The sequence below is a fragment of the Bradyrhizobium sp. Leo78 genome (genome assembly GCF_059512425.1).
Window position 1 is genome coordinate 47,579 of sequence record NZ_JCAMOT010000016.1, and the last position, 23,735, is coordinate 71,313.

General features: G+C 60.9%; 19 protein-coding genes. 7 read left to right on the forward strand and 12 right to left on the reverse strand.

Annotated features, from left to right (window positions below):
• Nucleotides 1-18: 18 nt before the first annotated feature.
• The gene (locus tag AC5ZG1_RS20840) at nucleotides 19-234 is read right to left on the reverse strand and encodes a hypothetical protein (RefSeq protein WP_028165417.1); all 216 of its coding nucleotides are present in this window, start codon (nucleotides 232-234) and stop codon (nucleotides 19-21) included.
• A 288-nt stretch (nucleotides 235-522) separates the two neighbouring features.
• Here AC5ZG1_RS20840 and AC5ZG1_RS20845 point away from each other — a divergent pair, with 288 nt between their 5' ends.
• Nucleotides 523-687 carry a hypothetical protein gene (locus AC5ZG1_RS20845; RefSeq protein WP_496133935.1) on the forward strand — a complete coding sequence of 55 codons (165 nt, stop codon included), beginning with the start codon at nucleotides 523-525 and terminating at the stop codon, nucleotides 685-687.
• Between the two features lie 21 nt (nucleotides 688-708).
• On the opposite strand, the gene AC5ZG1_RS20850 is transcribed toward AC5ZG1_RS20845, so the two are convergent.
• The 9 genes from AC5ZG1_RS20850 to AC5ZG1_RS20890 form a co-directional block, all read right to left on the reverse strand.
• Nucleotides 709-3,429 (reverse strand): MGH1-like glycoside hydrolase domain-containing protein, encoded by a 2,721-nt coding sequence (locus AC5ZG1_RS20850; protein ID WP_496133936.1) that lies wholly within the window; start codon nucleotides 3,427-3,429, stop codon nucleotides 709-711.
• Between the two features lie 2 nt (nucleotides 3,430-3,431).
• Complete coding sequence (tkt, locus tag AC5ZG1_RS20855) at nucleotides 3,432-5,498, reverse strand: transketolase (RefSeq protein ID WP_496133937.1); 2,067 nt, start codon at nucleotides 5,496-5,498, stop codon at nucleotides 3,432-3,434.
• A gap of 144 nt (nucleotides 5,499-5,642) precedes the next feature.
• Nucleotides 5,643-7,016: a glucose-6-phosphate dehydrogenase gene (zwf, locus tag AC5ZG1_RS20860; RefSeq protein ID WP_496133938.1), complete on the reverse strand. Its 1,374-nt coding sequence runs from the start codon at nucleotides 7,014-7,016 to the stop codon at nucleotides 5,643-5,645.
• A gap of 2 nt (nucleotides 7,017-7,018) precedes the next feature.
• On the reverse strand, nucleotides 7,019-8,050 hold the full coding sequence (gnd, locus tag AC5ZG1_RS20865; protein WP_496133939.1) for a phosphogluconate dehydrogenase (NAD(+)-dependent, decarboxylating): 1,032 nt from the start codon (nucleotides 8,048-8,050) through the stop codon (nucleotides 7,019-7,021).
• Nucleotides 8,051-8,123: 73 nt separating this feature from the next.
• Nucleotides 8,124-9,770, reverse strand: coding sequence for a glucose-6-phosphate isomerase (gene pgi, locus AC5ZG1_RS20870; protein WP_496133940.1), 1,647 nt, complete (start codon nucleotides 9,768-9,770; stop codon nucleotides 8,124-8,126).
• A gap of 26 nt (nucleotides 9,771-9,796) precedes the next feature.
• Entirely contained in the window at nucleotides 9,797-10,504 is a 708-nt protein-coding gene (locus AC5ZG1_RS20875; RefSeq protein WP_496133941.1) for an ROK family protein, read from the reverse strand.
• A 27-nt stretch (nucleotides 10,505-10,531) separates the two neighbouring features.
• Nucleotides 10,532-11,677 (reverse strand): transaldolase, encoded by a 1,146-nt coding sequence (gene tal, locus AC5ZG1_RS20880; RefSeq protein ID WP_496133942.1) that lies wholly within the window; start codon nucleotides 11,675-11,677, stop codon nucleotides 10,532-10,534.
• On the reverse strand, nucleotides 11,622-12,314 hold the full coding sequence (locus AC5ZG1_RS20885) for an HAD family hydrolase (protein ID WP_496133943.1): 693 nt from the start codon (nucleotides 12,312-12,314) through the stop codon (nucleotides 11,622-11,624). The genes tal and AC5ZG1_RS20885 overlap by 56 nt, the downstream gene beginning before the upstream one ends.
• A gap of 103 nt (nucleotides 12,315-12,417) precedes the next feature.
• A complete protein-coding gene (locus tag AC5ZG1_RS20890; protein WP_496133944.1) occupies nucleotides 12,418-13,038 on the reverse strand; it encodes a histidine phosphatase family protein in 621 nt (206 codons plus the stop codon).
• 469 nt (nucleotides 13,039-13,507) lie between these two features.
• Here AC5ZG1_RS20890 and AC5ZG1_RS20895 point away from each other — a divergent pair, with 469 nt between their 5' ends.
• From AC5ZG1_RS20895 to AC5ZG1_RS20905, 3 genes are all read left to right on the forward strand, one after another.
• On the forward strand, nucleotides 13,508-15,667 hold the full coding sequence (locus tag AC5ZG1_RS20895; protein ID WP_496133945.1) for an amylo-alpha-1,6-glucosidase: 2,160 nt from the start codon (nucleotides 13,508-13,510) through the stop codon (nucleotides 15,665-15,667).
• A gap of 101 nt (nucleotides 15,668-15,768) precedes the next feature.
• Nucleotides 15,769-17,589: a glycoside hydrolase family 15 protein gene (locus AC5ZG1_RS20900; RefSeq protein ID WP_496133946.1), complete on the forward strand. Its 1,821-nt coding sequence runs from the start codon at nucleotides 15,769-15,771 to the stop codon at nucleotides 17,587-17,589.
• A 13-nt stretch (nucleotides 17,590-17,602) separates the two neighbouring features.
• On the forward strand, nucleotides 17,603-18,067 hold the full coding sequence (locus tag AC5ZG1_RS20905; RefSeq protein ID WP_456642782.1) for a HEAT repeat domain-containing protein: 465 nt from the start codon (nucleotides 17,603-17,605) through the stop codon (nucleotides 18,065-18,067).
• 80 nt (nucleotides 18,068-18,147) lie between these two features.
• Here AC5ZG1_RS20905 and AC5ZG1_RS20910 read toward each other — a convergent pair whose 3' ends face one another.
• On the reverse strand, nucleotides 18,148-19,683 hold the full coding sequence (locus AC5ZG1_RS20910; RefSeq protein WP_496133947.1) for a sensor histidine kinase: 1,536 nt from the start codon (nucleotides 19,681-19,683) through the stop codon (nucleotides 18,148-18,150).
• Nucleotides 19,680-20,399, reverse strand: coding sequence for a response regulator (locus tag AC5ZG1_RS20915; RefSeq protein ID WP_028165428.1), 720 nt, complete (start codon nucleotides 20,397-20,399; stop codon nucleotides 19,680-19,682). The genes AC5ZG1_RS20910 and AC5ZG1_RS20915 overlap by 4 nt, the downstream gene beginning before the upstream one ends.
• A gap of 796 nt (nucleotides 20,400-21,195) precedes the next feature.
• On the opposite strand from AC5ZG1_RS20915, the gene AC5ZG1_RS20920 reads away from it, so the two are divergent.
• The 3 genes from AC5ZG1_RS20920 to AC5ZG1_RS20930 all read left to right on the forward strand — a co-directional run bounded on the left by AC5ZG1_RS20920 (nucleotide 21,196) and on the right by AC5ZG1_RS20930 (nucleotide 23,733).
• Nucleotides 21,196-21,975, forward strand: a complete 780-nt coding sequence (locus tag AC5ZG1_RS20920; RefSeq protein WP_496133948.1) for an AraC family transcriptional regulator — start codon at nucleotides 21,196-21,198, stop codon at nucleotides 21,973-21,975.
• Nucleotides 21,976-22,071: 96 nt separating this feature from the next.
• Nucleotides 22,072-22,743, forward strand: coding sequence for a 2Fe-2S iron-sulfur cluster-binding protein (locus tag AC5ZG1_RS20925; RefSeq protein ID WP_496133949.1), 672 nt, complete (start codon nucleotides 22,072-22,074; stop codon nucleotides 22,741-22,743).
• Between the two features lie 3 nt (nucleotides 22,744-22,746).
• Nucleotides 22,747-23,733: an FAD binding domain-containing protein gene (locus AC5ZG1_RS20930; RefSeq protein ID WP_496133950.1), complete on the forward strand. Its 987-nt coding sequence runs from the start codon at nucleotides 22,747-22,749 to the stop codon at nucleotides 23,731-23,733.
• Nucleotides 23,734-23,735 lie beyond the last annotated feature (2 nt).

Sequence of the window (23,735 nt, forward strand, 5' to 3'; positions counted from 1 at the left end):
ATCCCCATGAAGCCTGTCTTACTGATGCATCGTGTCTTCGCCGGATTTCTTCGACGACTTCTTGGCCACCTTCTTCGAGCTCTTCTTCGGCGCCATTTTCGACGCATCATCCTTGCTCGCATTGTCGCTCTGCGCCGCGGGGCCAGTGGTGCCGCCGGACTTGTCGGTGGTCTGTGCTGAAGCGGCCGACGAAATAAACGCCAGTGCGGTGGCGGCGATAATCAGTTTACGCATCGGATGGTTCTCCCAAGTTGGCCCCCGCCCTCAACGGAACCGCGATACGTCCGGTTCCGTCGCCCCGATCAGCAGTCCGTGAACGGCGCGTGAACTCCCGCACGGACGCTGCGATCTAGAACCCCGATCCGAAGATCCTAGCCAACCAAACTGGCGTCACGCTAAACTAAAAAAATCCATGTATTATATGGATTTGTGTCGGTATGTAGCCATAGTGGGCCATTGGCGGCGCCAGGGGCAACAGCGAAGCCGCCTTTGTCGAGACAAAGCGTGTCTGGCGCAAGGTCGGTGCTGCCGGACGCGCCTTGTTCGAGCCTCAAGAAGACTTCATGGGGCTTCGGTGGTGAGGATAACGACGAAGGGCAACGGCGCCCGATGGAAGAGCAGCAGCGCAATCTGACCGAAGAGGAGCGAAGGAAGTTCCATCGCATCGACCCACAAAGCACGCTGTGACCGAACCCCACATTAGGAAACTTATGCCTCCTGACTCGCGCTCGACGTAGGTGATGAACAAAGTGAAATATTGCGCCATCTGCAGGCGTCCCTATCATTTCGCAAACGCCGAGTAGCCACCAGCGCGCCGGCGAGAGCGGTCCAGCCGGTCTGATGCGAGGCGCCAAGGCCCTCGCCGGTGTCGCCATGAAAATACTCGTAGAAAAGCAATAAATCGCACCAAGCCCCGCCGCGCCGGAAGCGGGGATTTGATCCCAGCGCTGGTCGCTCGCCCTCTGCGTTCCGGAGAAACAATTTGAGCAGTCGACGCTCGAGTTCTTCGGCCACTTGCTCGAGGCTCGCCTGCCTGCCTGATCCTGTCGGCAATTCAACGGTAAAGTCTTCGCCGAGGCTGGTATGAAGATGTCGTAGCGACTCGATCGCGAGAAAGTTGAGCGGGAACCAAATCGGTCCGCGCCAATTCGAATTGCCGCCGAACAGTCCGGTCCGAGATTCGCCGGGCTCATAGTCGAGACGAGCGACATGTCCGTCCAGGTTGACGATAAGCGGATGTTCGCGGTGGTAACGCGACAGCGATCGGAGCCCGTAAGGCGACAGAAATTCCGACTCATCGAGCATACACGTGAGGATCCGCTTCATCCGCGACTTGCCCACCAGCGAGATCAGCCGAGGGCGTTCATTGGCCGGCGACATGTGCAGAAATTCTGCAAGGCCCGGCTTGTTCTCGATGTACCAGAGCGCGCGCTTGCGAAACATCGGCAGTCGTTCCCACAGCGCCGCATCGAGCTGTACGGCCGCAAAGATTGGCAACAATCCCACCATGGAACGCGCGCGCACCGTGAAAGTCGAGCCGTCGCGCTTGCGAAGTCGATCGTAGAAAAATCCGTCTTGGTCGTCCCAGAGCCTGCTCATGGCGGCGGCGATGAGAGCGAAATGCTCGAAGAACTTTACCGCGACGTCTTCGTAGCTAGGCTGATGGTTGGCAAGTAGCAGAGCCATCTCCAGCATGTTGAGACAGAACTTGGCCATCCAGGCGGTGCCATCCGACTGCTCCAGGACGTCGCCGTCGGGAAGCATCTGCGAGCGGTCGAACGGGCCGATATTGTCGAGTCCGAGAAAGCCGCCCTCGAACACGTTGTCGCCACATGCGTCTTCTCGATTTACCCACCAGGTGAAGTTGATCAGGAGCTTTTGAAAAGTGCGAGCCAGAAAATCGAAGTCGGTGCCGCCATCGATCCGGAACACTGCAAGCGTGGCCCACGCCTGAACTGGCGGATTCACATCTCCAAAATTCCATTCATACGCCGGCAACTGGCCGTTCGCGTGCATGTACCATTCGCGCGTCAGCAGCAGCAATTGATGCTTCGCTGCTGAGGGGTCGATGTGCGCCAGCACCACGCAATGGAAGGCGAGGTCCCATGAGGCATACCACGGATACTCCCATTTGTCGGGCATGGCGATGATGTCGTGGTTGTTGAGATGGCGCCAGCCCGCGTTGCGACCTGACGCGCGTGCCTCGGGCGGACGTATGATGTCGCCGTCGAGCCAGCGCGCGACGTCGTAGTGGTAGAACTGCTGGCCCCACAGCATTCCGGCGAACGCCTGCCGCATGACTGCGGCCTCGTCCTCGCTCGCGCCGCCAGGGGTCAGCGCTTTATAGTATTCGTCAGCTTCGCGGCTCCGGTCGGCGTGGATCCGCTCGAAGTCTGCCCCGAGGCTCGTAGTCTGGCCGTGCCCATCACGTGCGAGGCGAAGCCTGAGCTCGACAGTTTCGCCGGCAGCGACTTCGAGGCGATACCAGCAGGCCATTTTTGTACCCTGCTTGGCAGGATTTACCGTTGTCGCACCGTGAACGACGTGGTCGTTGATGCCGTCCTTTGGATACGGCGTCTGCTCGGCGGTGATATCATACAGGTACCGGGCATTGGTTTCGTTCTCACAGAACAGCAGCCGTGGCGGCTTTCCCGCCGGATCCGTCCCGGCAGTGAAGCGCCAGCGACCCAGCAGTTCTTCTTCAGCGATCGCGCCGACGTTGCCAGTTTCAGCGGTCGCCCGGATCATCGGCCGCGCGACGCCGGCCTCCCATGACCAGCGGTTGCGGAACCACAGAGTCGGAAGCACGTGAAGCTCAGCCGGATCGGGTCCCGCGTTACGAACGCTGATGCGCATGCATATGTCATCAGGTGACGCCTTGGCGTAATCCGCCGTGACCTGCCAGTAACGGTCCCCTTCGAAAATGCCGGTATCCACGAGTTCAAATTCGACCTCGTCCTTGTTGCGTCTTGCGTTCTCCTGCCGAAGCAACGCGTAGGGAAACTCCGCGTGCGGATAGTGGTAGCGCCAACGAAGCCACGAGCTGGTCGGTGTTGCGTCGATGTACCACCAGTACTCCTTGGCGTCTTCGCCATGATTTCCTTCTGGACCGCCGAGACCGAAGATACGTTCCTTCAGGAAAGGGTCTCGTCCATTCCAAAAGGCAAGAGCAAAACACAGGCGCTGCGCTCGATCGCAAAGGCCGGCAAGACCGTCCTCGTTCCACCGATAGGCGCGCGAGCGCGCATGTTCGTATGGGAAGTATTGCCAGGCCTGTCCGTCGGCACTGTAGTCTTCGCGCACGGTACCCCAGGCGCGCTCGCTGACGTATGGCCCGATCGTTTTCCAGTTGCCAGGCGTATCCGGCGACGAATCTTGAAGCCGCGCGTGCTCCGCCGACAGCGGTTTTCGCTCCTCAAGGATATTCATGGCTATGTGGCTTTTGCAGGCCGCAAGAGCGCCTTGGCCGTCGTCACAACGTTATCGACGGTGAATCCGAACTCCTGCTGCAGGGCCTTCAGCGGGGCGGAGGCGCCGAAAGTGTGCATGCCGATGACCCGACCGGTCGGGCCAACGTAACGCTCCCAACCGAACGTTGACGCCTGCTCGATTGCAACGCGCGCCGTGACCTCCGGCGGCAAGACGGCGTCGCGGTATTCCTGCGTCTCGCGTTCGAAGACATCCCAGGAAGCCATCGAGACCACGCGCGAGCGGATACCATCCAGGCTAAGTCTCTCATGAGCGTTGGCTGCGAGGCTCAACTCACTGCCGGTAGCAATCAAGATGATGTCGGGCTTGCCGTCAGGAGCGTCGGCAAGCACGTAGGCGCCTCGTGCGACGCCGGATGCCGATGCATATTTGCTGCGGTCGAGGGTCGGTAACGGTTGACGAGACAGGACCAGCAAGGCTGGCCGATGACGAAGCTGCATGACGTAGCGATAGACTTCCACCACTTCGTTGGCATCACCCGGCCGGAACAGCGTCATACCCGGCATTGCCCGCATTGAAGCGAGTTGCTCGATTGGTTGATGCGTTGGGCCGTCTTCGCCGTCGCCCATGGCATCATGGGTAAAAGCAAAGATCACGGGTAGTTCCATTAGCGCCGCCAGTCGTATCGCGGGCCGGGCGTAGTCGCTGAAAATCAGGAAGGTCGCGCCGAACGGCCGCAGCTTCGAGAGTGCCAGACCGTTGAGAATTGCAGCCATCGCGTGTTCGCGGATGCCGAAATGGAAGTTCTTGCCGCCCGGTGTGGCGGCCTGAACATCGCCTGCGCCTTCAAAGGTTAGCAGCGTCTTGGTCGATGGACCCAGATCTGCCGAACCGCCAATCAACCAGGCAACGTTTTGCGCCAGAACGTTCAGGACCTTTCCCGACGCCTCACGCCCCGCGAGCCCCTTCAGATCTGCCGGGAATGACGGCAGGTTGCGGTCCCAGCCTGCCGGAAGCTCGCGGCGTTGCATCTGATCAATCTCGGTCGCCAGCGGGGCATACTTCGAGCGGTAATCAGTGAACAGAGCTTGCCATTTGCGGTGCGCCTCGCCGCCTCGCTCACCGACGCCGGCGGCGAAGTGTTCGAGAACGCCGTCAGGCACCAGGAAATTCGAGTCTTCGGGCCAGCCATAGGCGCGTTTGGTGAGTTTGACTTCTTCAACGCCGAGCGGCTCGCCATGCGCCGCGGCCGTATCGTGGCGGTGTGGCGAGCCATATCCGATATGGCTGTTGAGTATCACCAGCGTCGGTCGGCCTTTCGTATCGCGAAACGTTGCCAGGGCCTGTTCAATGCCGGCAATGTCGTTGGCGTCATTAACGTGAAGGATATTCCAGCCATAGCCGGTGAAACGAACGGCCACATCTTCGGTGAACGCCAGCCGCGTGCTGCCTTCTATCGTGATGTGGTTGTTGTCGTAGATCCAGCACAGATTGTCGAGGCCGAGGTGGCCGGCGAGCGATGCCGCTTCAGAGCCAACGCCCTCCATCAGGCATCCGTCTCCGCATACGGCATAGATGTCGTAATCGAAGATGGCAAAATCCGGCTTGTTGTAGCGCGCAGCGAGCCAGCGCTGCGCGCTTGCCATCCCGACGCTGGTCGCAATGCCTTGTCCGAGCGGGCCGGAAGTCGTCTCCACGCCGGATACCAGGTGGTATTCGGGATGCCCTGGCGCATGACTTCCGAACTGACGAAAGCGCCGGATATCGTCGAGGGTGACAGCAGGCCTGCCCAACGTCTCGTACTCAGCATTCACGGCCTGCGTACGGGTAAGGTAGAGCACTGACCACAGTAGCATCGATGCGTGGCCGTTCGACAGCACGAAGCGATCACGGCCGGGCCAGATCGGATCTTGCGGGTCGAAGCGCATGACTCGGTTCCAGAGCGTATAGACGAGCGGCGCAAGCGCCATTGGTGTGCCGGGATGGCCCGAGTTGGCGGCCTGGACCGCGTCAATCGACAGTGTGCGAATGGTGTTGATCGCGAGCTGGTCGAGTTCGGCGTCTGTCATGGCTGATTTCCTCCCGCGGGTGTCGATTACAGGCCGCCTGCGCGCGGCAGCCGTGTACGTGCATCGTCAGCGATAGGCTGCCGTCATCAAGCAACAGAGCCGGGGATCGAGGAGCACTTCGATCTTCATTCCTCACTCTCTGCGTTACGCTACCGTTGGGTTGTGCCAGCCGCCCGGGGGGGTGACATTCTTGTCCACTTCGTGAGGCCCCCAGCTTCCGGCTTGATATTCGTAGACGGGAGTCGCCTTCTTCAAGACCGGATCGACGATCCGCCATGCTTCTTCGACATAGTCCTGTCGTGCAAACAGCGTTCGGTCGCCATTCATGGCGTCGCCGAGCACGCGTTCATACGCATCCATTTCCTCTGGGCCTGGGCGCCGGCTCGCCAACAATTCAACCGGCTCGCCGACCTCTCGGTCATCCTCGTCCATCACCATCGTGCCAAGGGCAATGGCCATGTCGGGATTGATGCGAAACCGCAAATAATTGGGTATCGCGGCGCAATGGGGAAAGATCCGCGGCGCCTCACGAAGGCGTACGATCACTTCCGTGCAAGTCACCGGAAGCGATTTTCCGGCACGGATATAAAATGGCACTCCCTGCCAGCGCCAGGAGTCGATCTCCAGCCGCAACGCAGCGAACGTCTCCACTTGCGAGTCCGGAGCAACGCCAGGCTCCTGCCGGTAGCCGTGAAACTGTCCGCGCACCAGCTCGTTCTCAACGATCGGCGGAATCGATCTCAAGACCTTGACCTTCTCGTCGCGCAAGGATTCGCTGTCGGATCGGGCTGGCGGTTCCATCGCCAGATTGGCCAACACTTGAAACAGATGATTCTGGATCACGTCGCGAATTGTGCCAGTTTGATCATAGAACGCGCCACGACCCTGCACGCCGAAATTCTCCGCCATCGTGATCTGCACGCTGCTCACGAACTTGCGGTCCCAGAACGACTCCAGGAACGCGTTAGCGAAGCGAAAGAAGACCATGTTGTGAACAGGTCGTTTTCCGAGATAGTGGTCTATGCGGAAGATGTGATCTTCGTCGAATCTGGCGAGCAGAATCCTGTTGAGGTTGCGTGCGGAGGCGAGATCATGCCCGAATGGCTTCTCCACAATGACGCGCGCGCCGTTGGTGCAATCGGCAGTGTCGAGCCGTTCCACTACGGTTGCAAACAAGGCCGGTGGGATCGCCAGATAGTGTGCTGGCCGCTGTGCCGAACCGAGCTGCTTGCGAAGGGCATCGAACGTAGTCGGATCGGCGTAGTCGCCGTCTACGTAACGCAAAAGGCCGGCCAGCTTGTCAAACGCAGCGGCGTCGAGGCCGCCGTGCTTTTCAAGGCTGTCTCGTACTCGGGCCTTGAGCTGGTCAAGTGTCCAGCCGGCCTTTGCGACGCCGATGACGGGCACATCGAGGTGGCCCCGTTTCAGCATCGCTTGCAACGACGGAAAGATCTTCTTGTAGGCAAGATCGCCGGTCGCTCCGAAAAATACCAATGCGTCGGATCTAGGTTCGCTCATGGCTATCTCGGTCTCTCATTGGCCGCCTTTTCCAAGTGTCCACCGAACTCGTAGCGCATTGCCGAAAGCAGCTTGTTCTGGAAATCGGCCTCGCCGCGAGAGCTGAAACGCTCGTATAGCGCCGTCGTCAGGACCGGGGCGGGGACTGCTTCGTCGATCGCTGCTGCAATAGTCCAGCGTCCTTCGCCGGAGTCGGAGACGCGCCCAGCGAATTTGGACAGAGCCGGATCTTCCAGCAACGCGGTTGCTGTCAAATCGAGAAGCCACGAGGCTATCACGCTGCCGCGCCGCCACACCTCTGCGATGTCGGGTAGCTTTAGGTCGTATTGGTAGTGCTCGGGAATGCGAAGCGGTGTTGTTTCGGCGTCCGCCGCGTGCGCGTGCTTGCCGATGTTCGCTGCGCGCAGGATACCGAGCCCCTCGGCATACGCCGCCATCAGCCCGTACTCGATACCATTATGGACCATCTTGACGAAATGACCGGCGCCGCTCTGCCCGCAGTGAAGATAGCCTTGCTCGGAGGTGCCTGCGGAGGCGCGCTCTCGTCCCGGGGTGCGCGGGATTTCGCCGAGACCGGGAGCGAGGGTCTTGAAGATCGGATCCAGCCGCTGCACGGCCTCGTCAGGGCCGCCGATCATCATGCAGTAGCCGCGCTCGAGACCCCACACGCCGCCGCTGGTGCCGACATCGACATAATGGATGCCGTTGTGCGCCAACTCCTTGGAACGCCTGATGTCATCGATGTAGTAGGAGTTGCCGCCGTCAATCAGAATGTCGCCGGCTTCGAGCAGCGGCAGCAGATCACCGATCGATCTATCTACGACTGCCGCCGGAACCATCAACCAGATCGCGCGCGGCTTTTCGAGCTTCGCCACGAAATCCGCCAGAGAGGCGCTTCCCGTCGCTTTCTCTTTCACCAGTTCTGCAACGGCGTTCGGCGACATGTCGAAGACGACACATTGGTGACCATGTCGAACAAGTCTTCGCACCATATTGGCGCCCATTCGGCCGAGACCGATCATCCCGAGTTGCATGAGTGGCTCCTCTTTTTTTCGCGGTGTGACTTCCTCCGGATGCGCAGGTATCCTGGCGTGTCGAGATCAGTATTTAGTGCGACTTCTCCCTGAACGTGCGATGTCGGCGGATCAATGTGTTGGTCGAGCTGTCGTGTCCGAATTTGGGTTCGGCTTCATTGGTGAGTTCCGGGATGATGCGTTGCGCCAGCACCTTGCCGAGTTCGACGCCCCATTGGTCGAATGAATCGATCTGCCAAATTGCGCCCTGCGTGAAGACGTTGTGCTCGTACAGCGCGACGAGTTTGCCGAGAGCCGCGGGTGTTAGCCGTTCCAGCAGAATCGTAGTCGACGGCCTGTTTCCTTCGAACACGCGATGCGGAACGAGCCAATCGGCAGACCCCTCCCGCCTTACTTCGTCAGCCGTCTTGCCAAATGCGAGCGCTTCGCCCTGAGCAAAGACGTTCGCGAGCAGCATGTCGTGCTGCTCTCCAAGATGGTTGAGTGTCTTGTGAAACGCGATGAAGTCGCAAGGAATGAGACGGGTGCCCTGATGGATGAGCTGATAGAAGGAATGCTGACCGTTGGTCCCAGGCTCGCCCCAATAGATCGGACCGGTGTTGTAGTTGAGAGGATTGCCCTCGAGCGTGACGTGCTTGCCGTTGCTCTCCATCGTCAACTGCTGGAGATATGCCGGGAACCGTTTCAGGTATTGTTCGTAGGGCAGCACCGCCACCGTCTGCGCGCCAAAGAAGTTATTGTACCAGATGGCGAGCAGCCCCATCAGCACCGGCAGGTTACGCTCGAACGGCGCGGTGCGGAAATGCTCATCCATCTCATGGAAGCCGCCGAGCATGGCGCGAAAGTTGTCCGGGCCGATGGCAAGCATCGTCGAGAGTCCGATCGCGGAGTCCATGGAGTACCGTCCGCCAACCCAGTCCCAGAAGCCGAACATATTGGCGATATCGATGCCGAACTTCGTCACTTCCTTCGCGTTGGTCGACACCGCGACGAAATGCTTCGCGACCGACTTCTCGTCTCCCCCAAGTCCCGCGAGCGACCAATCGCGCGCGCTCCTGGCATTGGTCATGGTCTCTAGCGTTGTAAAGGTCTTGGAAGAGATAATGAACAGGGTCTCCGCCGGATCGAGATCGCGGGTCGCTTCCGCGAAATCGGTGCCGTCCACGTTGGAGATGAACCGGAACGTCATCGCGCGGTCGCTGTAATGCTTGAGCGCCTCGTAGGCCATCACCGGCCCCAGATCGGAGCCGCCGATGCCGATGTTGACGATGTTGCGGATTGGCTTGCCGGCGTGGCCGCGCCACGCACCGCCGCGTACGCGATCGGAAAAATCGGCCATGCGGTCGAGCACCGAATGGACCTGCGGCACAACGTCCTCGCCATCAACCAGGATCGATTGCCCCGTCGGCGCGCGGAGCGCGACATGCAGGACGGCCCGCTTCTCGGAAACGTTGATCTTCTGGCCTCCGAACATCGCATCGATCCGCGCGCGGAGCCCGGACTGTTCGGCCAGTTGCAACAGCAGAGCTAGCGTGTCATCGGTAATCCGGTTCTTCGAGTAGTCGAGGTAGAGCCCGGCCGCCTCGACCGTCAACCGCTCGCCGCGTTTTGGGTCTTGAGCAAAGAGCTCGCGCAGATGCAGGCGGCCGATCTTCTGAAAATGGGCGGACAGGTCCTTCCAGGCGGGAAGCTCGGTGACCGTTTTCGTGGCCGTTGCCATTCATCGCTCCTGTAACGCGGCTCCTGTTAACGCGCTATGGCGGCTTGCGCAGCTTGTTTGCGCGAGCGAGTGATCTTTCCCTTTGGCGGGCCTTCCCACATTCGGAAGCCACCCTTGAATGCGTTGGCGTTATCCCCAAGTCGGCACAGTGGCGGCAGTTCTTTCAACAGTTTGGCGTTGCCGCCGCCCAGCACGACGTCCTCCGGTTGGAGTGCCGCAATCAGATATTCAACGACATCTTCGACGTGCTTCCGCCATGCTTTCTTGCCGAACTCCTCCAGCGCGCGGGCGCCGACATAGTCCTCATAGACCCGCTTCTTGTAGGGTAAGTGCCCAAGCTCCATCGGCTGCACGATGCCATCGATAACCATCGCCGAGCCGAGTCCCGTTCCGAGCCCGAGGAACAACATTTTGCCGCCCCCGTAGCTGCCGAGCGCCTGCATCGCCGCATCGTTGATGACTTTCGTCGGCAGTTTGAATGCCGCAGCGAAGTTGAAGCCCATCCAGCCTTTTCCGAGATTGTGAGGTTCCGCCACAGGCCGGTCGTGCACAACCGGGCCCGGATAGCCAATCGAGACGAAGTCATATTCCCAGCCATCGGCGAGTTTCTTGACGCTCGATACCATCTGCCGGGCCGTCAGGGTCGGCCCGGAGTCAATTTCTCGCCTTACTTTTTCGCCGGAGGCAAGGATCTTGACGTGGGTGCCGCCCACGTCAACGACCAGTATATTCATTGCGAGGACCTTCGTCTCGATTGCAACCTAGCTTGCCTTCTTGAGCACCTCGGTTTTGGCAGAGATGACGCCCAGCAGCTCGTTCCAGGATTTGACAAACGACTTGGCACCCTCGTCCTGCAACGTTGCTGCTAACGCTTCGACATCGACGCCGGCCTTTGCAAATTGCGCCAGCACCTCTTCGGAGTCGCCGCCATCGGCCGCCAACATCTCTCCGACGCCTCCGTGGTCGGCGAGGGCCTTCACCGTGCTTTCCGGCATGGTGTTGACCGTGAGCGGCGCGGCCAGCGCCTTGATGTACAGGACGTCGGATGCCGCGGGATCCTTGGTTCCGGTGCTCGCCCATAGCAGGCGCTGTGGCCGCCCACCCTCGTTGTAAATACGCCGCGAGCGTGAGGAGCCGAGCAATTCGCAGGCTGTCTTGTATGTTCGTTTCGCGATTGCGATACCCAGCTTGTTGTGTAAAGGCGCGGGAACCTTGTTGGCGACGGCGGCATCCCAGCGACTGACGAAGACCGACGCAACGGAGCCAACATTTGGATTCAGACCGGCTGCAATGCGCCGCTCGATGCCCCGCAGATATGCCTCGGCCGCGGCGCGGTAGTGCTCTCGGCTGAATAACAGGGTCACATTCACGGGCACGCCGGCGAAAATTGCCTCTTCGATGGCGGGCAGCCCTTCCCTGGTGCCGGGTATCTTGATGAAGAGGTTGGGGCGCTTCGCCTGTGCGTGCAAATCCCTCGCGGCTGCGATTGTGCTGGCCGTATCATGTACAAGGAGTGGCGAGACCTCGAGCGAGACCCATCCGTCTACACCATTGGTGCGGTCCCAAATCGGGCGGAACAGGTCGGCTGCCTGCGCTAGATCTTCGATCGCTAGTTCGAAGAATAGCGTCTCACCCGACTTTCCCTCGTTCAGCTTGCTGCGGATCGCAGAATCATAGTGTGAGCTGTTCTTGATCGCGTGATCGAAGATTGTCGGGTTCGATGTGAGCCCCGACAGCGACAAGTCGGCAATGTAGCGCTTTAAAGTGCCACTCGTCAGCAGGTCACGGGTGATGTTGTCGAGCCAAACGCTCTGTCCGAGCTCGTGGAGCTTTTGCGTTGCCTTCATCGCTTCACCTCCGCACAGCTTCGAGTCGAGGGACAGCCGCAAGCAGGCGACCCAGATCATAGTCGAGCAGGTCTCCGATCCGGTCCACCGTCACGTCCGGTGTGGCGAAGGAGGCGAGCGCCTTCGCGTCATGCGCGTATTGTCCCTGTCGGGGAAAAACGGTGGTGACGCGACTGCCCCAGGCTTCCTTGACCGCGGCGAGGATTCGCGGCTTGTCGTCTACCAGGACGTAGTGCAGTGCCGGATAACGGGACTCGACATCGTCGAGCGCGAGTTCCTTGTGGATGTAGATCAACACATGCGAGTTGGCGGCCTCTGAAAGGCCGGAGCGCTCAACCTTGCGCGGTTGAAAAACAACGTCGCCATCAGTGAGAAGGACGGTGGGGCCCCACTGACGCAGTCGTTCGAGCACATCCAGCGATCCCGGGTACAGACGATTGGCGAACGGGTAATCGACCAGGAACGAAGACATTGACAACAGATGCATGTCCTGCGGGTGTTCGACACGGTACCGCTGCAGTGCACCAAGATAGTCTCGATATCCCAGTTCGACAAACAGGTCGTCGAGAATTGCCCAGTACCGGTCGCGACAGGCGGCACCATACTGGCGCTCGAGGTGGGCCTTGATGTCAGCCTGGATGTGGTCGTTGTCGAGAAGCGTATTGTCGACGTCGACCAGAAAGACGACCTGATTCATCGGTCTTACCCCTACGCAACTCTCTGCAATATGCTCAGCGTGCGTGCCTAACACGCGCGGGTCATATTCAAGATTATGTTACTCCGACGGGCGCTTCTAAATCTCAACGCGCAAAGGCTGGTGCGAATCGACCTTCGACGTGTCTGATGTCATTCCACAGCCGGATCACTGGTTCTGACCGATCGTGTTCGTACCCAAGTATGCTCAGGCTTGCAGTGTCGAGCGTGAAGAATCGTCCGGCCTCCGCATCGAGACCTAACCAGCGTGCCGCCAAAACTCGGAGAAAATGTCCGCTCGAGAACAATAACACGTTCCCAGGGACGTTGCGAACGCGCTCCACGATGCGGTCGGCCCGGGCGCCGACTTGATTGGGTGTTTCTCCTCCCGGACAGCCGTCGCGAAACAATTGCCAGCCGGGACGCTCTTCATGGATCTCCTTTGTGCGACGCCCCTCGTATTGGCCGTAATTCCATTCCACCAGATCGCGGTCGGGTTTCGCTTCGACGCCGAAGCCAGCCAACTCAGACGTCCGGACCGCTCGCTTCAGGGGGCTCGTGAACACTTTTGCGAAAGTGAAACCCTGCAACCGCGAGCCCAAACTCTGCGCATTGAGTTCGCCGCGCTCGGTGAGAGGCAAATCTGTGAGGCCGGTATGCTGGCCTGAGAGGCTCCAGGCGGTCTCGCCATGCCTTGCAAGGCAAATGATCGGAAGGACGGCGCTCATGGTCTCGCCCCTTCAGCTTCGTCCTCCCGGCGCGTGCGGCGGAAAGAACACTCGTACCAAGGCATCTCTATCGTCAACGCCGTATCAAGGCGCGTCCGCACCCACCAAGTGGTAGCGCGACTTCTTCGGAGAAGCAACGACCAGCCGTCCAGTGTTACGACAGTTCGCCACTAAAGGGATGTAGGTCTGAAGCGCTGACCTATTCGCTATTAGGCATTTGCGATTGCGACTTGAGTTCTTTGAGCCAGCGCGTGCGCGGACATAAGATCCCCACCGAGCCAGAGGGGAGACAAGGCATCGTTCGTTCTTGTCGGAAACCGAAATCCGGCTGGCAGATGAGACCGAAACGCGTAATGCTTCTGCCTTAACAATGCTTCCGCCTTATGGGAGAAGCTTGCAGCCTCATCTGGTCGTTGTCGTTGCCATTGTTGTGATCGCGGCACCAAGCGGCTGAATTCGCGAGCATCCTATGCCATTTAAGGTTCAGGTTGGTCCACATCAAATCTCGATCCATCAGGGGCAAACAGTGCTGGTCAGCGAACCAGACGGACAAATCAACTGGCCAACCGAAAAGGGACTTTATTTCTTCGATACAAGAGTAATCAGCAGCTGGGCCGTCTACGCAAATGGTGAACCTTGGGATCTTCTCAATGGAGGTTCCATCACCCACTATGCGTCCCGAATTTATCTTACGAACACCAGGATTCCTACCGCCGACGGCTTGATCCCGCCGCGCACGCTCGGTTTTGTGATCAGCCGATATATCAATGGCGGGATGCACGAAGATCTGGACATTACAAATCACGGCACGAAGCAGGTACGCTTCCAGCTCGAGATCGCGATACGGTCGGATTTCGCCGACATTTTCGAGGTGAAGTCGGGCGATATTGTGCGCCGCGGGCGGATCACCACGACATGGTCGTCGGCGAAGCAGGAACTTCGCACATGCTATCGCAACAGCGATTTCGTCCGCGCGGTAACCGTTGCTCCTGTACATCGCCAAATCGAGTACGCTAATGGCCGGCTGAGCTTCGAAATCAGCCTCGAGGCGGGCGAAGCCTGGCATTGCTGCTTGCTCTATGCGTTGGAGGATGGCGACCGACACTTCGCTGCACCGGACGCATGTGTGCACAACCATGAACGAACCCGCCACGCCGAGGCGCTCTCGGACTGGCTGCAATCGGTACTGAAGATCCGCTGCAGTAACGAGGAGTTCTACCGCCTTTATCGCCAGGCGCTGGAGGACATGGCGGCGCTTCGGCTCCCGATCGCCGGCACCGATCACATGGTGTTCCTGCCTGCCGCCGGCTTGCCGTGGTTTGTGGCTCCGTTTGGCCGGGACAGCTTGATCGTGTCGCTACAGAACATGCTGATCTATCCAGATTTCGCCCGTGGAACGCTCGACATCCTGGGCGCGCTCCAGGCGAAGGAACGGGACGATTACCGCGACGCTGAGCCGGGAAAGATCCTGCATGAAATCCGCTACGGAGAACTCGCTCATTTCAAACTGATTCCGCACACGCCATATTACGGCACGGCCGATGCGACGCCGCTCTATCTCATCACGCTACATGCGGCCTGGCGGGCAACGGGCGACAAGGCGCTGTTGGATCAGCATCTTGAGACCGCGGAGGGATGCCTGTCCTGGATAGACAAGCACGGTGATAGCGACGGCGATGGATTCCAGGAATATCAGACCCGCTCTCCGGTCGGCTACGAGAATATGGGCTGGAGGGATTCCGGTGACAGTGTGGTTTATCCTGACGGATCGCTTGTCAAGGGACCGAAGGCGCTCTGCGAGTTGCAGGGCTATGTCTATGACGCCTGGCTGCGCATGGCAGAAGTGTTCGATGAACTCGGCAAGACACGCCGTGCCGCGGATCTGCGAAGCAAAGCCGCAGCGCTTTTCAAACGGTTCAACGAGACCTTCTGGGATGAGGAGTTGGGTTTCTACGCCCTGGCGCTGGATGGTGAAAAGAAAAAGGTCCTTACGGTTGCCTCCAATGCCGGCCATTGCTTGTGGTCAGGCATCGTTCCACAGCAACGCGCCGAAAAGGTCGTGCAACGTCTCATGGCATCGGACATGTGGAGCGGTTGGGGCATCCGCACGCTGTCGGCCTCGAACCCAGCGTTCAACCCATACAATTACCAAACCGGGTCGGTCTGGCCCCACGACAATGCCGTTATCGCTCTCGGCTTTAAACGATATGGATTTCACGCAGAGGCAGCAAGGATCGCACGCGATATCAGCGATGCTGGAAGCCACTTCCTGTCCAATCAGTTGCCAGAGCTCTATACGACAATCGAGCGTGATCGAAGAAGCTTTCCCGTTCAATATCTTGGCGCCAACATCCCACAGGCCTGGGCAGCGGGGTCGGTCTTCGCGTTTCTGCAGGCGATACTTGGGTTCGCGCCGGACGCTCCGAAGGGAAAGCTGTACGTTGATCCATCTCTGCCGCAATGGTTGCCCGATCTGACTGTACTCGATCTGCGTCTCGGTACAGGGCTATTCGACATCCGTTTCTGGCGCGATGGCGATGAGACGCGCTTTGAGGTCCTGCGAGGCGCTCCAGGAGCCGTCCAAAGGAGGCCCTTCGGTGCACGGCTGGAATTTCCACGTTCAGCGTAGAACGCTGTGCGATGCGCATCGAATCAACGCAAGGCACGGCCGGCGGAACGCCTCCGAGTATTTTGGCGTTGCTGCGTCGAGCGAGCGGAGGAGACGAGATCATGGGCTACAAGCCGATCGAGTCCTACGGCGTCATCGGCGACCTGCACACGGTTGCCCTGGTCGGCATCGACGGCTCTATCGACTGGTGCTGCCTGCCGCACTTTGACTCGCCGAGCGTCTTCGCGGCGATCCTCGACGACCAGAAAGGGGGCTCGTTCCGCATCGCCAGTCTCTACGAGGCGCAGCACAAACAGATGTACATGCCTGACAGCAACGTCCTGGTGACGCGCTTTCTTAGCGACCAGGGCGTCGGTGAGGTCGTGGATTTCATGCCGGTCCAAGGCTCGCGCGAGACCAGAAAGATCCACCAGATCGTCCGGGTCGTGCGGGCGGTGCGCGGGTCGGTCCGCTTCCGGCTCGACTGCCGGCCGGCTTTCGACTTTGCCCGCCGGCCCCACCAGGTCGTCCTGGAAGGCCGGGGAGCGATCTTCGAGGCGCAAGGCATGAAAGTCTCGCTGGTCAGCCGCTTCCCGCTTGGTCGGCAGGGCGACGGCGTCGCTGCCGAGTTCGTCCTCAACCCCGGCGAGACGACCACGTTCATCCTCCGCCAGGTGGAGGAGAACGGCCACGACAGCGTTCATGACGGCGTCCTGCTCGAGGCGCGGCTGGTCGGCACGGAGGCGCTGACGCAGACCTTGGCCTTTTGGCGGCAGTGGCTGAGGAAGTGCAACTATTCAGGTCGCTGGCGCGAGATGGTCAACCGCTCGGCGCTGGTGTTGAAGCTGTTGACGTTCGCGCCGACCGGCGCGATCGTGGCGGCGCCGACCTGCGGGCTGCCGGAAGAGATCGGTGGGGTGCGCAACTGGGACTATCGCTATACGTGGGTGCGCGACGCCGCTTTCACCAACTACGCTTTCCTGCGCCTGGGGCTGACGTCGGAGGCAGAGCAGTTCATGGCCTGGTTGGAGCAGCGGGCCGTCGAGGGCGCCCGGGGCGAGCCGTTGCAGACGATGTATCGCATCGACGGCGGACACGAGCTGCCCGAGGAGGTCCTCGATCACCTCGACGGCTACCGCGGCTCACGCCCGGTGCGAGTCGGCAATGCCGCTGTCGGCCAGCTACAGCTCGACATCTACGGCGAGCTGATGGACGCCGTCTACCTGTACGACAAGTATGGGACGCCGATCGCCTATGACTTCTGGTGCCACCTGCGCAAGATGCTGGACTGGGTGGCGAACAACTGGGAGCGAGCCGACGATGGCATCTGGGAGGTGCGTGGCGGGCGGCAGCAGTTCGTGTACTCCAAGGTGCAGTGCTGGGTGGCGCTGGACCGAGCGATCCGCCTTGCGCAGAAGCGGAGCCTGCCGCTGGACCGCACCCACCTGGCCGTGGAGCGCGACCGCATCTACGAGGCCATCATGACGCGCGGCTGGGACACCGAGCGGCAGACCTTCGTGCAGCACTTCGGCACCAACGCGGTGGATGCATCCAACCTGATCATGCCGCTCGTCTTCTTCCTGTCGCCGACCGACCCCCGCATGCGTGGGACGCTGGATCGGACCATGGCGGAGCTGGTCTCCGACAGCCTGGTGCACCGCTACGAGATCGGCAGAGGAGCCGGCGACGGTCTGACCGGGAGCGAGGGGACGTTCAATATGTGTACGTTCTGGCTGGTGGAAGCGCTGGCCCGGGCGGGCCGCGCCGAGGAAGCCCGCTTCATCTTCGAGAAGATGCTGACCTACGCCAACCACCTCGGCCTGTACGCCGAGGAGACGGGTCCGTGTGGCGAAGCGCTGGGCAACTTCCCGCAGGCATTCACTCACATCGGGTTGATAAGCGCCGCGTTCAACCTGGACCGCCGGCTCGGCGTGGGTCCTTGAGTAGGGACGGGCCATGAGCGCGCAGGTCGCTTACATAGGGACTTCCGTCCCAGAGTGGGTGAGGGAGCTTTCGAGCACCGATCCGCTCCGGCGCCGCCTCGGCGCATATGCCCTGGGCGAGATCGGCCCCGCGGCAACCGAGGCTGTGTCCGACCTCGCTGCGGCCCTCCAGGACCCGGTTGGGTTCGTGCGCGTCTGGGCGGCGGCGGCACTCGCCCGGGTGGAGCCGCCGGGGGGAGCGCCGGTCATCGTCCTCATCGCGGAGTTGGGCAATGAGCTTGCCTTCGTCCGCAGCCTGGCGGCCTGGCACCTCGGACGCCTCGGTCCGGCCTTCCCGGGGATCGAACAAGCCATTCTGCCGCTCCGACAGCTAGCGGACGATCAGGATCCGAGCGTGCGGGTGGAGGCGGCGCTAGCGCTGGGGATGCTTGAGGGGAAGGGCGCCCCGCCGCCGGAGCTGAAATCCCTGTGCACTTGAGGCTCGGGCGGCATCGCCTCGCGCGGATTTTGTTCGCGCGCCTCCAGCAATTCTTTTGACGCGGGCGGAATGCTTGGATTTTACTTGAGGTAGACGCTCACGGTGCGGGTTGCCGGTTCGAGAGCGTTGATATTGTCCTTCACTCCTGCGGCCGCGACCCGGACCCCGATGGGAGGAGGTCCGCTGTTGGGAGGAGCTCCGCTATCCAGCGGTGGCAGGCTGATGGCCGCGCGCAGTCCCTTCTGCTGGTTGATCAATGTGATATCACCGCCATGATGGCGGACGATGGTCCGCGCAATGGAAAGACCAAGACCGACGCCTCCAGTTTCGCGATTCCGCGAATTCTCCATCCGAAAGAAAGGCGTAAAGACCTGCTCCTTGGCGTTGTCCGGAATACCGGGGCCATCATCGGAGACGATGATTTCGATGCTATCCGCTCGCCTCTCCACGCTGACCCGCGCCCGCTCGCCATAACGGATGGCATTTTCGACGAGGTTACGGCACGCGCGGCGCAGCGCGTCTGGTCGGCAGCTATAGCTGATCTTCGTCCCCTCCGAGAACGAAACATCGTAGCCGAGTTCGGCGAGATCGTCGCAAAGGCTTTCCACAAGGGCTGAGAGCTCCACTGTACGGGTGGCTTCTGCGGTCGCATCCTCGCGGGCGAATGCGAGGGTTGCTTCCGTCATCGTCTGGATCTCTGTAATCGTGGAGAGCATTTTCTCCCGCACTTCCTGATCGGGCACGAACTCTGCACGCAGACGGAGTGAGGTCAGAGGTGTGCGCAGATCATGGCCGATGGCGGCCAGCATTCTGGTTCGATCGTCGACGAAACGATGCAGGCGCGCCTGCATGCGATTGAATGCCTCGGCCGTACGCCGGATATCGTCGGGGCCGGTCTCCGGCAGCGGTACGATCTCCTGACCGCGGCCAAGGGCTTCGGCCGCCTCGGCCAGGCGACGCAATGGTTGCGCGATGCCGCGTGCGGCGAATACGGCAATGATCGACAACAACAACGCCGACAGGCCGAGCGTTACGGTGGATTGGGAGGTCCAGAAGCCGTCTTGCGCGGGTTTGGCAAATGCAGTGTTCAGCCATGCGCCGTCCGCCAACTGAACGGCCAAACCCATGCCGGTGGCATCATCGAGATAGAGAAATTTCGCCGGCCGGGACAGCGGCCAAGCTTCCGGCTTTAGATCGATCCAGTGCGAGGAGGTGGCGCTGCTACTGCTGGCCGAATTTCGGACGAAATCCGGTCTCACCTCGACGGGCGCGCTGTGGCCGGGGAAGGATACGCGTGGCAACGGTTGTGCCAAACGCTCCCACGCCTCCTCTCGCCAGGCGGGGGCATCCTTCAGGCCGTTGGTCGATATCCAATATCTCGCTGAACTGGTGTTGCTGGCGTTCAGGATATCCGACTGAAGCGCTGGAGGCGTCGCCTCCAAGACCCGGGCAAGCGAGGCGCACCGGCTGAATATCTCGCCCTTGGCGGCCTTCCGGATCGTCTGCCCGTGCTCATCCCAGGAAATGAAGAACACAACCGCTTGCGACAGCATCAGCGACAGCAGCGTGAAGCAGATGAAGCGGGCCGCCAGGCTGCGCTTCCATAACCCCATCATGGCTGCTCGACCTGCGCAACGAGGCTGTATCCACCGCCCCAGTGAGTCTTGATCAACGCTGGTACCTTCGGGTCGGCCTCGATCTTCTTCCGCAAACGACTGACCTGATTGTCGATGCTCCGATCGAACGGATCGGCATCTCGGCCGACCGTCAGGTCGAGGAGCTGATTGCGGCTGAGCACCAGGCCGGGATGATCGAGAAAGGCGCACAGCAGCCGAAACTCTGCCGTGCTGAGCGGGACAGCAATGCCATCGTGACCCACCAGCTCGCGCCGGCTGACGTCAAAAGTCCATCGATCGAAACGTACGATCTTGGTCGCGAGCCGGCCTTTCTGCGGCGGCAGGCTTTGGACACGGCGAAGCACTGCTTTGATACGGGCGAGGAGTTCGCGGGGATTGAACGGCTTGCAAACATAGTCATCGGCGCCCATTTCGAGGCCGACGATCCGATCGGTCTGCTCGACCATGGCAGTCAACAGGATCACGGGGAGGTCCGTGGTACTGCGGAGATGGCGGCAGAGAGACAATCCGTCCTCGCCCGGCATCATGACGTCGAGAACCACCAGGTCAAAAGCACTTCGTTCGAGCAGACGGCGAAGTGCGGCGGCGCTCTCCGCAAGGCTGATGCGGTAGCCATGTTGCATCAAATATTTGCCGACGAGATCGCGGATATCGCGATGATCATCCACGACGGCGATGTGCGGTGCCGAGTCCATCCAGTTGCTCCGTTCCACATCATACCGAAGTCCGGCGCGCAACCCACCGGAAAAGTGTAACAGAATGTATCGGTCGCGTAGGGTTGAGTACAAGCAGTCGCAGTATCCGGTCCCGGTGAGCCACTTTGTCGCAAAGCCGTATGGCATAGGACTTGATGAAGCTCCGCGAAACCGTATTGAAAGCAAGGTGATTGAAGAGGAGGGGACAGAAGCACGGCTCCAACTTGTCGCGAACTATGCAGTGCGGCGTTCCTGAGACAGATCGCGACAATTGCCGGTAATGGTCGGCAAAGTTCTGCGACATCCAGATCCCATCGTGCGCACGTTCGACAAGTCAGGAGCGCTGCATGTGCGTTGCGATCGATGCTGTTTTTGGCAGGATAGTTCCCGAAAGTCCGAGGGGCTCATCAGCCGAGAGCGATGAAGACTACCCCACACGGAAGGGACCGATTTCTTGCAGATCCGCATTCCGGATAAGTTGGTTGCTCGTCTTCGTGTTGCGGAATGCGTCTACCTCGACGACGCCACTTGATCTGACGTATGGCGCAAATAGCACAGCCATTTCACGCCTCGTGACGGAGGACGACCGTTTGACTTCCGAGCGAGATCTCAAGTTCGTATGCGGAAGTGCCCGAATTCACTTCGGCCGTTTCGATGAGGCCAAGCGAATTGAGTTGATCAAGGAAAGGTACATGCCATGGCTTTGACCCCGATGATCGGAGAGGGGGAACTCCGCGTCACAGATGAGACCCGATCGGGGCCACCGCATACATGCTCATGGCTTGATGGTGCAATCGTGTTCGACCATCGCCGCTGGTCCTGCCGGGAAGCCGAGCTGACTTGGACAGCGCCCTCGCATCTGATCGTGCTGACCCATACAGGCAACACCGCGCGAACGCGGATTTCATGCTCCGGCGAACTCGTCTATGATGGCCGGGACAGGCCGGGCGCGCTCTCTTTCATCCCCGCAGGTGTCGAGCGCTCCGGCAGTTATTGCGAGCCGGATCTCGTCTACTCCGCCCTTTGGCTCGATCACGGTCGGTTCGGATACGAGCGTTCGGCGGAGACGTTACCAATATTGGTAAATCGCGTCGATGCGGTTGTCGCCGCGCTGCTGACGGCGCTGCATAACGACGTTGCATTCGGCAACAAGCCGGACACTGCCTATGTCGAGCATCTCGCCGCCATTGCGATGCATCGGGTCATGGCCCTCGACGGTGGCAAACCCCGTCCAAGCGCACATGGCGCGCTCGGCAGGGCGACGCTCCGCAGGGTTGAGGAGTATGTCGAGGAGCACCTCGGCGGGGAGATCAGGCTGAGCGATCTCGCGGCGATCGCAGACATGGAGATCGATTCCTTCGCGCGCCGCTTCAGGACGGCGACCGGAATGGCTCCCTATGCCTTTGTGATCGCGCGGCGGATACGCCGCGCCGAGCAGCTTCTTGCGGATTCCGATCACGAACTTGCGCTGATAGCGGCCAGACTAGGCTTCTCCAGCCAGAGCCATTTCACCACGGCATTCAAACGCGAGCGAGGCATGACGCCCCGAGCCTACCGGCAACAGCTTTTTTCCTGAATCCTGTAAGAGCGCCGGAATCGTGAAAGAACGCCTCAAGCGGCGCACCTATCTTGCGTCGAGCAAGCACGGGGTGCGCAAGGGAGCGAGCTCGACATGGCCGACTGCAAGGACCGACGCCCGACCGATGACGGGCCGACACGAAGGAGCGTGATTCAGGGGGCCGCGGCAGCGACGGCGGTGCTCACGGTCGGGATCGCCGACGCTGTGCCGGCGTTTGCTCAGTCTAGCAGTCTTCTCGAGCCTGCAGTCGGAACGGCGAAGCTCCCCGCAAGTTTGATCATCAACGCCAGCCAGACTTCGCTCGAACTCGATCCGCGCACCACGCTGCTCGATGCGCTGCGCCATCAGCTTGGCTTGACCGGGTCCAAAAAGGGCTGCGACCACGGTCAGTGCGGCGCCTGTACGGTCCTGATCAACGGCAGGCGGATCAATTCGTGCTTGACGCTTGCGATCATGCACCAAGGCGACGAGATCACGACAGTTGAAGGGTTGGCGCAGGGCGAGGCGCTGCATCCGATGCAGGCCGCGTTCATCGCGCGCGACGGCTTCCAGTGCGGTTATTGCACGCCGGGCCAGATCTGCTCGGCCGTCGGCATGCTGAACGAAGCCAAGGCCGGCTGGCCGAGCCACGTCACGGGCGATCTCGTTGCGCAGACCACGCTGAGCGATGCGGAAATTCGCGAGCGCATGAGCGGCAATCTCTGCCGTTGCGCCGCCTATCCCAACATCGTCGCGGCCATTCGCGATGTCGCTGGGAGGACCTGAACGATGAAGCCGTTCACCTATGAACGCGCAGCCGGCCTGCGCGAGGCGGCCGCGGCGGTGGCCGCGCGTCCCGGTACAAAATTCATCGCCGGCGGCACCAATCTCATCGACCTGATGAAGCTGGAGATCGAGCAGCCGATACATCTCGTCGATATTAACCGCCTGCCACTGCGCTTGATCGAGGAGACGCCGGAAGGCGGCCTGCGTATCGGGGCACAGGTTCCCAATAGCGATCTCGCGGCCGACATGCGGGTGAGAAGGCGCTATCCGCTGCTTTCGCAGGCGCTCCTCTCGGGTGCCTCCGCCCAGCTACGCAACAAGGCCAGCACCGCCGGCAATCTGCTGCAACGTACGCGCTGCCCGTATTTCTATGAACGCGGCATGCCCTGCAATAAGCGCGACCCCGGCTCGGGCTGCAGCGCGCGCGGCGGCTTCAACCGGCTTCACGCGATCCTCGGCGCCAGCGAGGCGTGCATCGCGGTCCACCCATCGGACATGGCGGTGGCCATGACCGCGCTCGATGCGCGCGTCGAGACGATACAATCCGACGGCCGCACACGCGTCTTTCCGCTTGGCGCACTGCATCGCCTGCCGGGAACGACGCCGCACATCGAGACCACGCTCGCCGCCGGCGAGATGATCACCGCTGTGATCTTGCCGCCACCGCCGCCGGGTCGGCAGCTCTACCGCAAGGTCCGCGACCGTGCGTCCTACGCTTTCGCCCTGGTCTCGGTCGCGGCAATTGTCGACGTCGCCGCCGGACGCATCCGCAGCGCGCGTATCGCGATGGGCGGCGTTGCACCCAAGCCTTGGCACTCTGCCGAAGGCGAGCGTGCGCTTGCCGGGCGGGACGCGGGCGACGAGACCTGCGCTGCGGCCGCCGATGCGGCTCTTTCCGGCGCGCGCGCCGAAGGCCACGCCGCCTTCAAGATCGAGCTGGCGCGGCGCACGCTACGCCGGACGCTCGCTGAAGCCGCCCAAGACGTTTGAGG

Coding starts and splice junctions, on each gene's coding strand:
- pgi (WP_496133940.1), bottom strand. CDS start 9,770: ATGGCAACGGCCACGAAAACGGTCACCGAGCTTCCCGCCTGGAAGGAC.
- AC5ZG1_RS20850 (WP_496133936.1), bottom strand. CDS start 3,429: ATGAATATCCTTGAGGAGCGAAAACCGCTGTCGGCGGAGCACGCGCGG.
- AC5ZG1_RS20900 (WP_496133946.1), top strand. CDS start 15,769: ATGGGCTACAAGCCGATCGAGTCCTACGGCGTCATCGGCGACCTGCAC.
- tal (WP_496133942.1), bottom strand. CDS start 11,677: ATGATCTGGGTCGCCTGCTTGCGGCTGTCCCTCGACTCGAAGCTGTGC.
- AC5ZG1_RS20890 (WP_496133944.1), bottom strand. CDS start 13,038: ATGAGCGCCGTCCTTCCGATCATTTGCCTTGCAAGGCATGGCGAGACC.
- AC5ZG1_RS20875 (WP_496133941.1), bottom strand. CDS start 10,504: ATGAATATACTGGTCGTTGACGTGGGCGGCACCCACGTCAAGATCCTT.
- AC5ZG1_RS20915 (WP_028165428.1), bottom strand. CDS start 20,399: ATGGACTCGGCACCGCACATCGCCGTCGTGGATGATCATCGCGATATC.
- AC5ZG1_RS20930 (WP_496133950.1), top strand. CDS start 22,747: ATGAAGCCGTTCACCTATGAACGCGCAGCCGGCCTGCGCGAGGCGGCC.
- AC5ZG1_RS20840 (WP_028165417.1), bottom strand. CDS start 234: ATGCGTAAACTGATTATCGCCGCCACCGCACTGGCGTTTATTTCGTCG.
- gnd (WP_496133939.1), bottom strand. CDS start 8,050: ATGCAACTCGGGATGATCGGTCTCGGCCGAATGGGCGCCAATATGGTG.
- AC5ZG1_RS20910 (WP_496133947.1), bottom strand. CDS start 19,683: ATGATGGGGTTATGGAAGCGCAGCCTGGCGGCCCGCTTCATCTGCTTC.
- AC5ZG1_RS20925 (WP_496133949.1), top strand. CDS start 22,072: ATGGCCGACTGCAAGGACCGACGCCCGACCGATGACGGGCCGACACGA.
- AC5ZG1_RS20895 (WP_496133945.1), top strand. CDS start 13,508: ATGCCATTTAAGGTTCAGGTTGGTCCACATCAAATCTCGATCCATCAG.
- AC5ZG1_RS20905 (WP_456642782.1), top strand. CDS start 17,603: ATGAGCGCGCAGGTCGCTTACATAGGGACTTCCGTCCCAGAGTGGGTG.
- tkt (WP_496133937.1), bottom strand. CDS start 5,498: ATGACAGACGCCGAACTCGACCAGCTCGCGATCAACACCATTCGCACA.
- zwf (WP_496133938.1), bottom strand. CDS start 7,016: ATGAGCGAACCTAGATCCGACGCATTGGTATTTTTCGGAGCGACCGGC.
- AC5ZG1_RS20885 (WP_496133943.1), bottom strand. CDS start 12,314: ATGAATCAGGTCGTCTTTCTGGTCGACGTCGACAATACGCTTCTCGAC.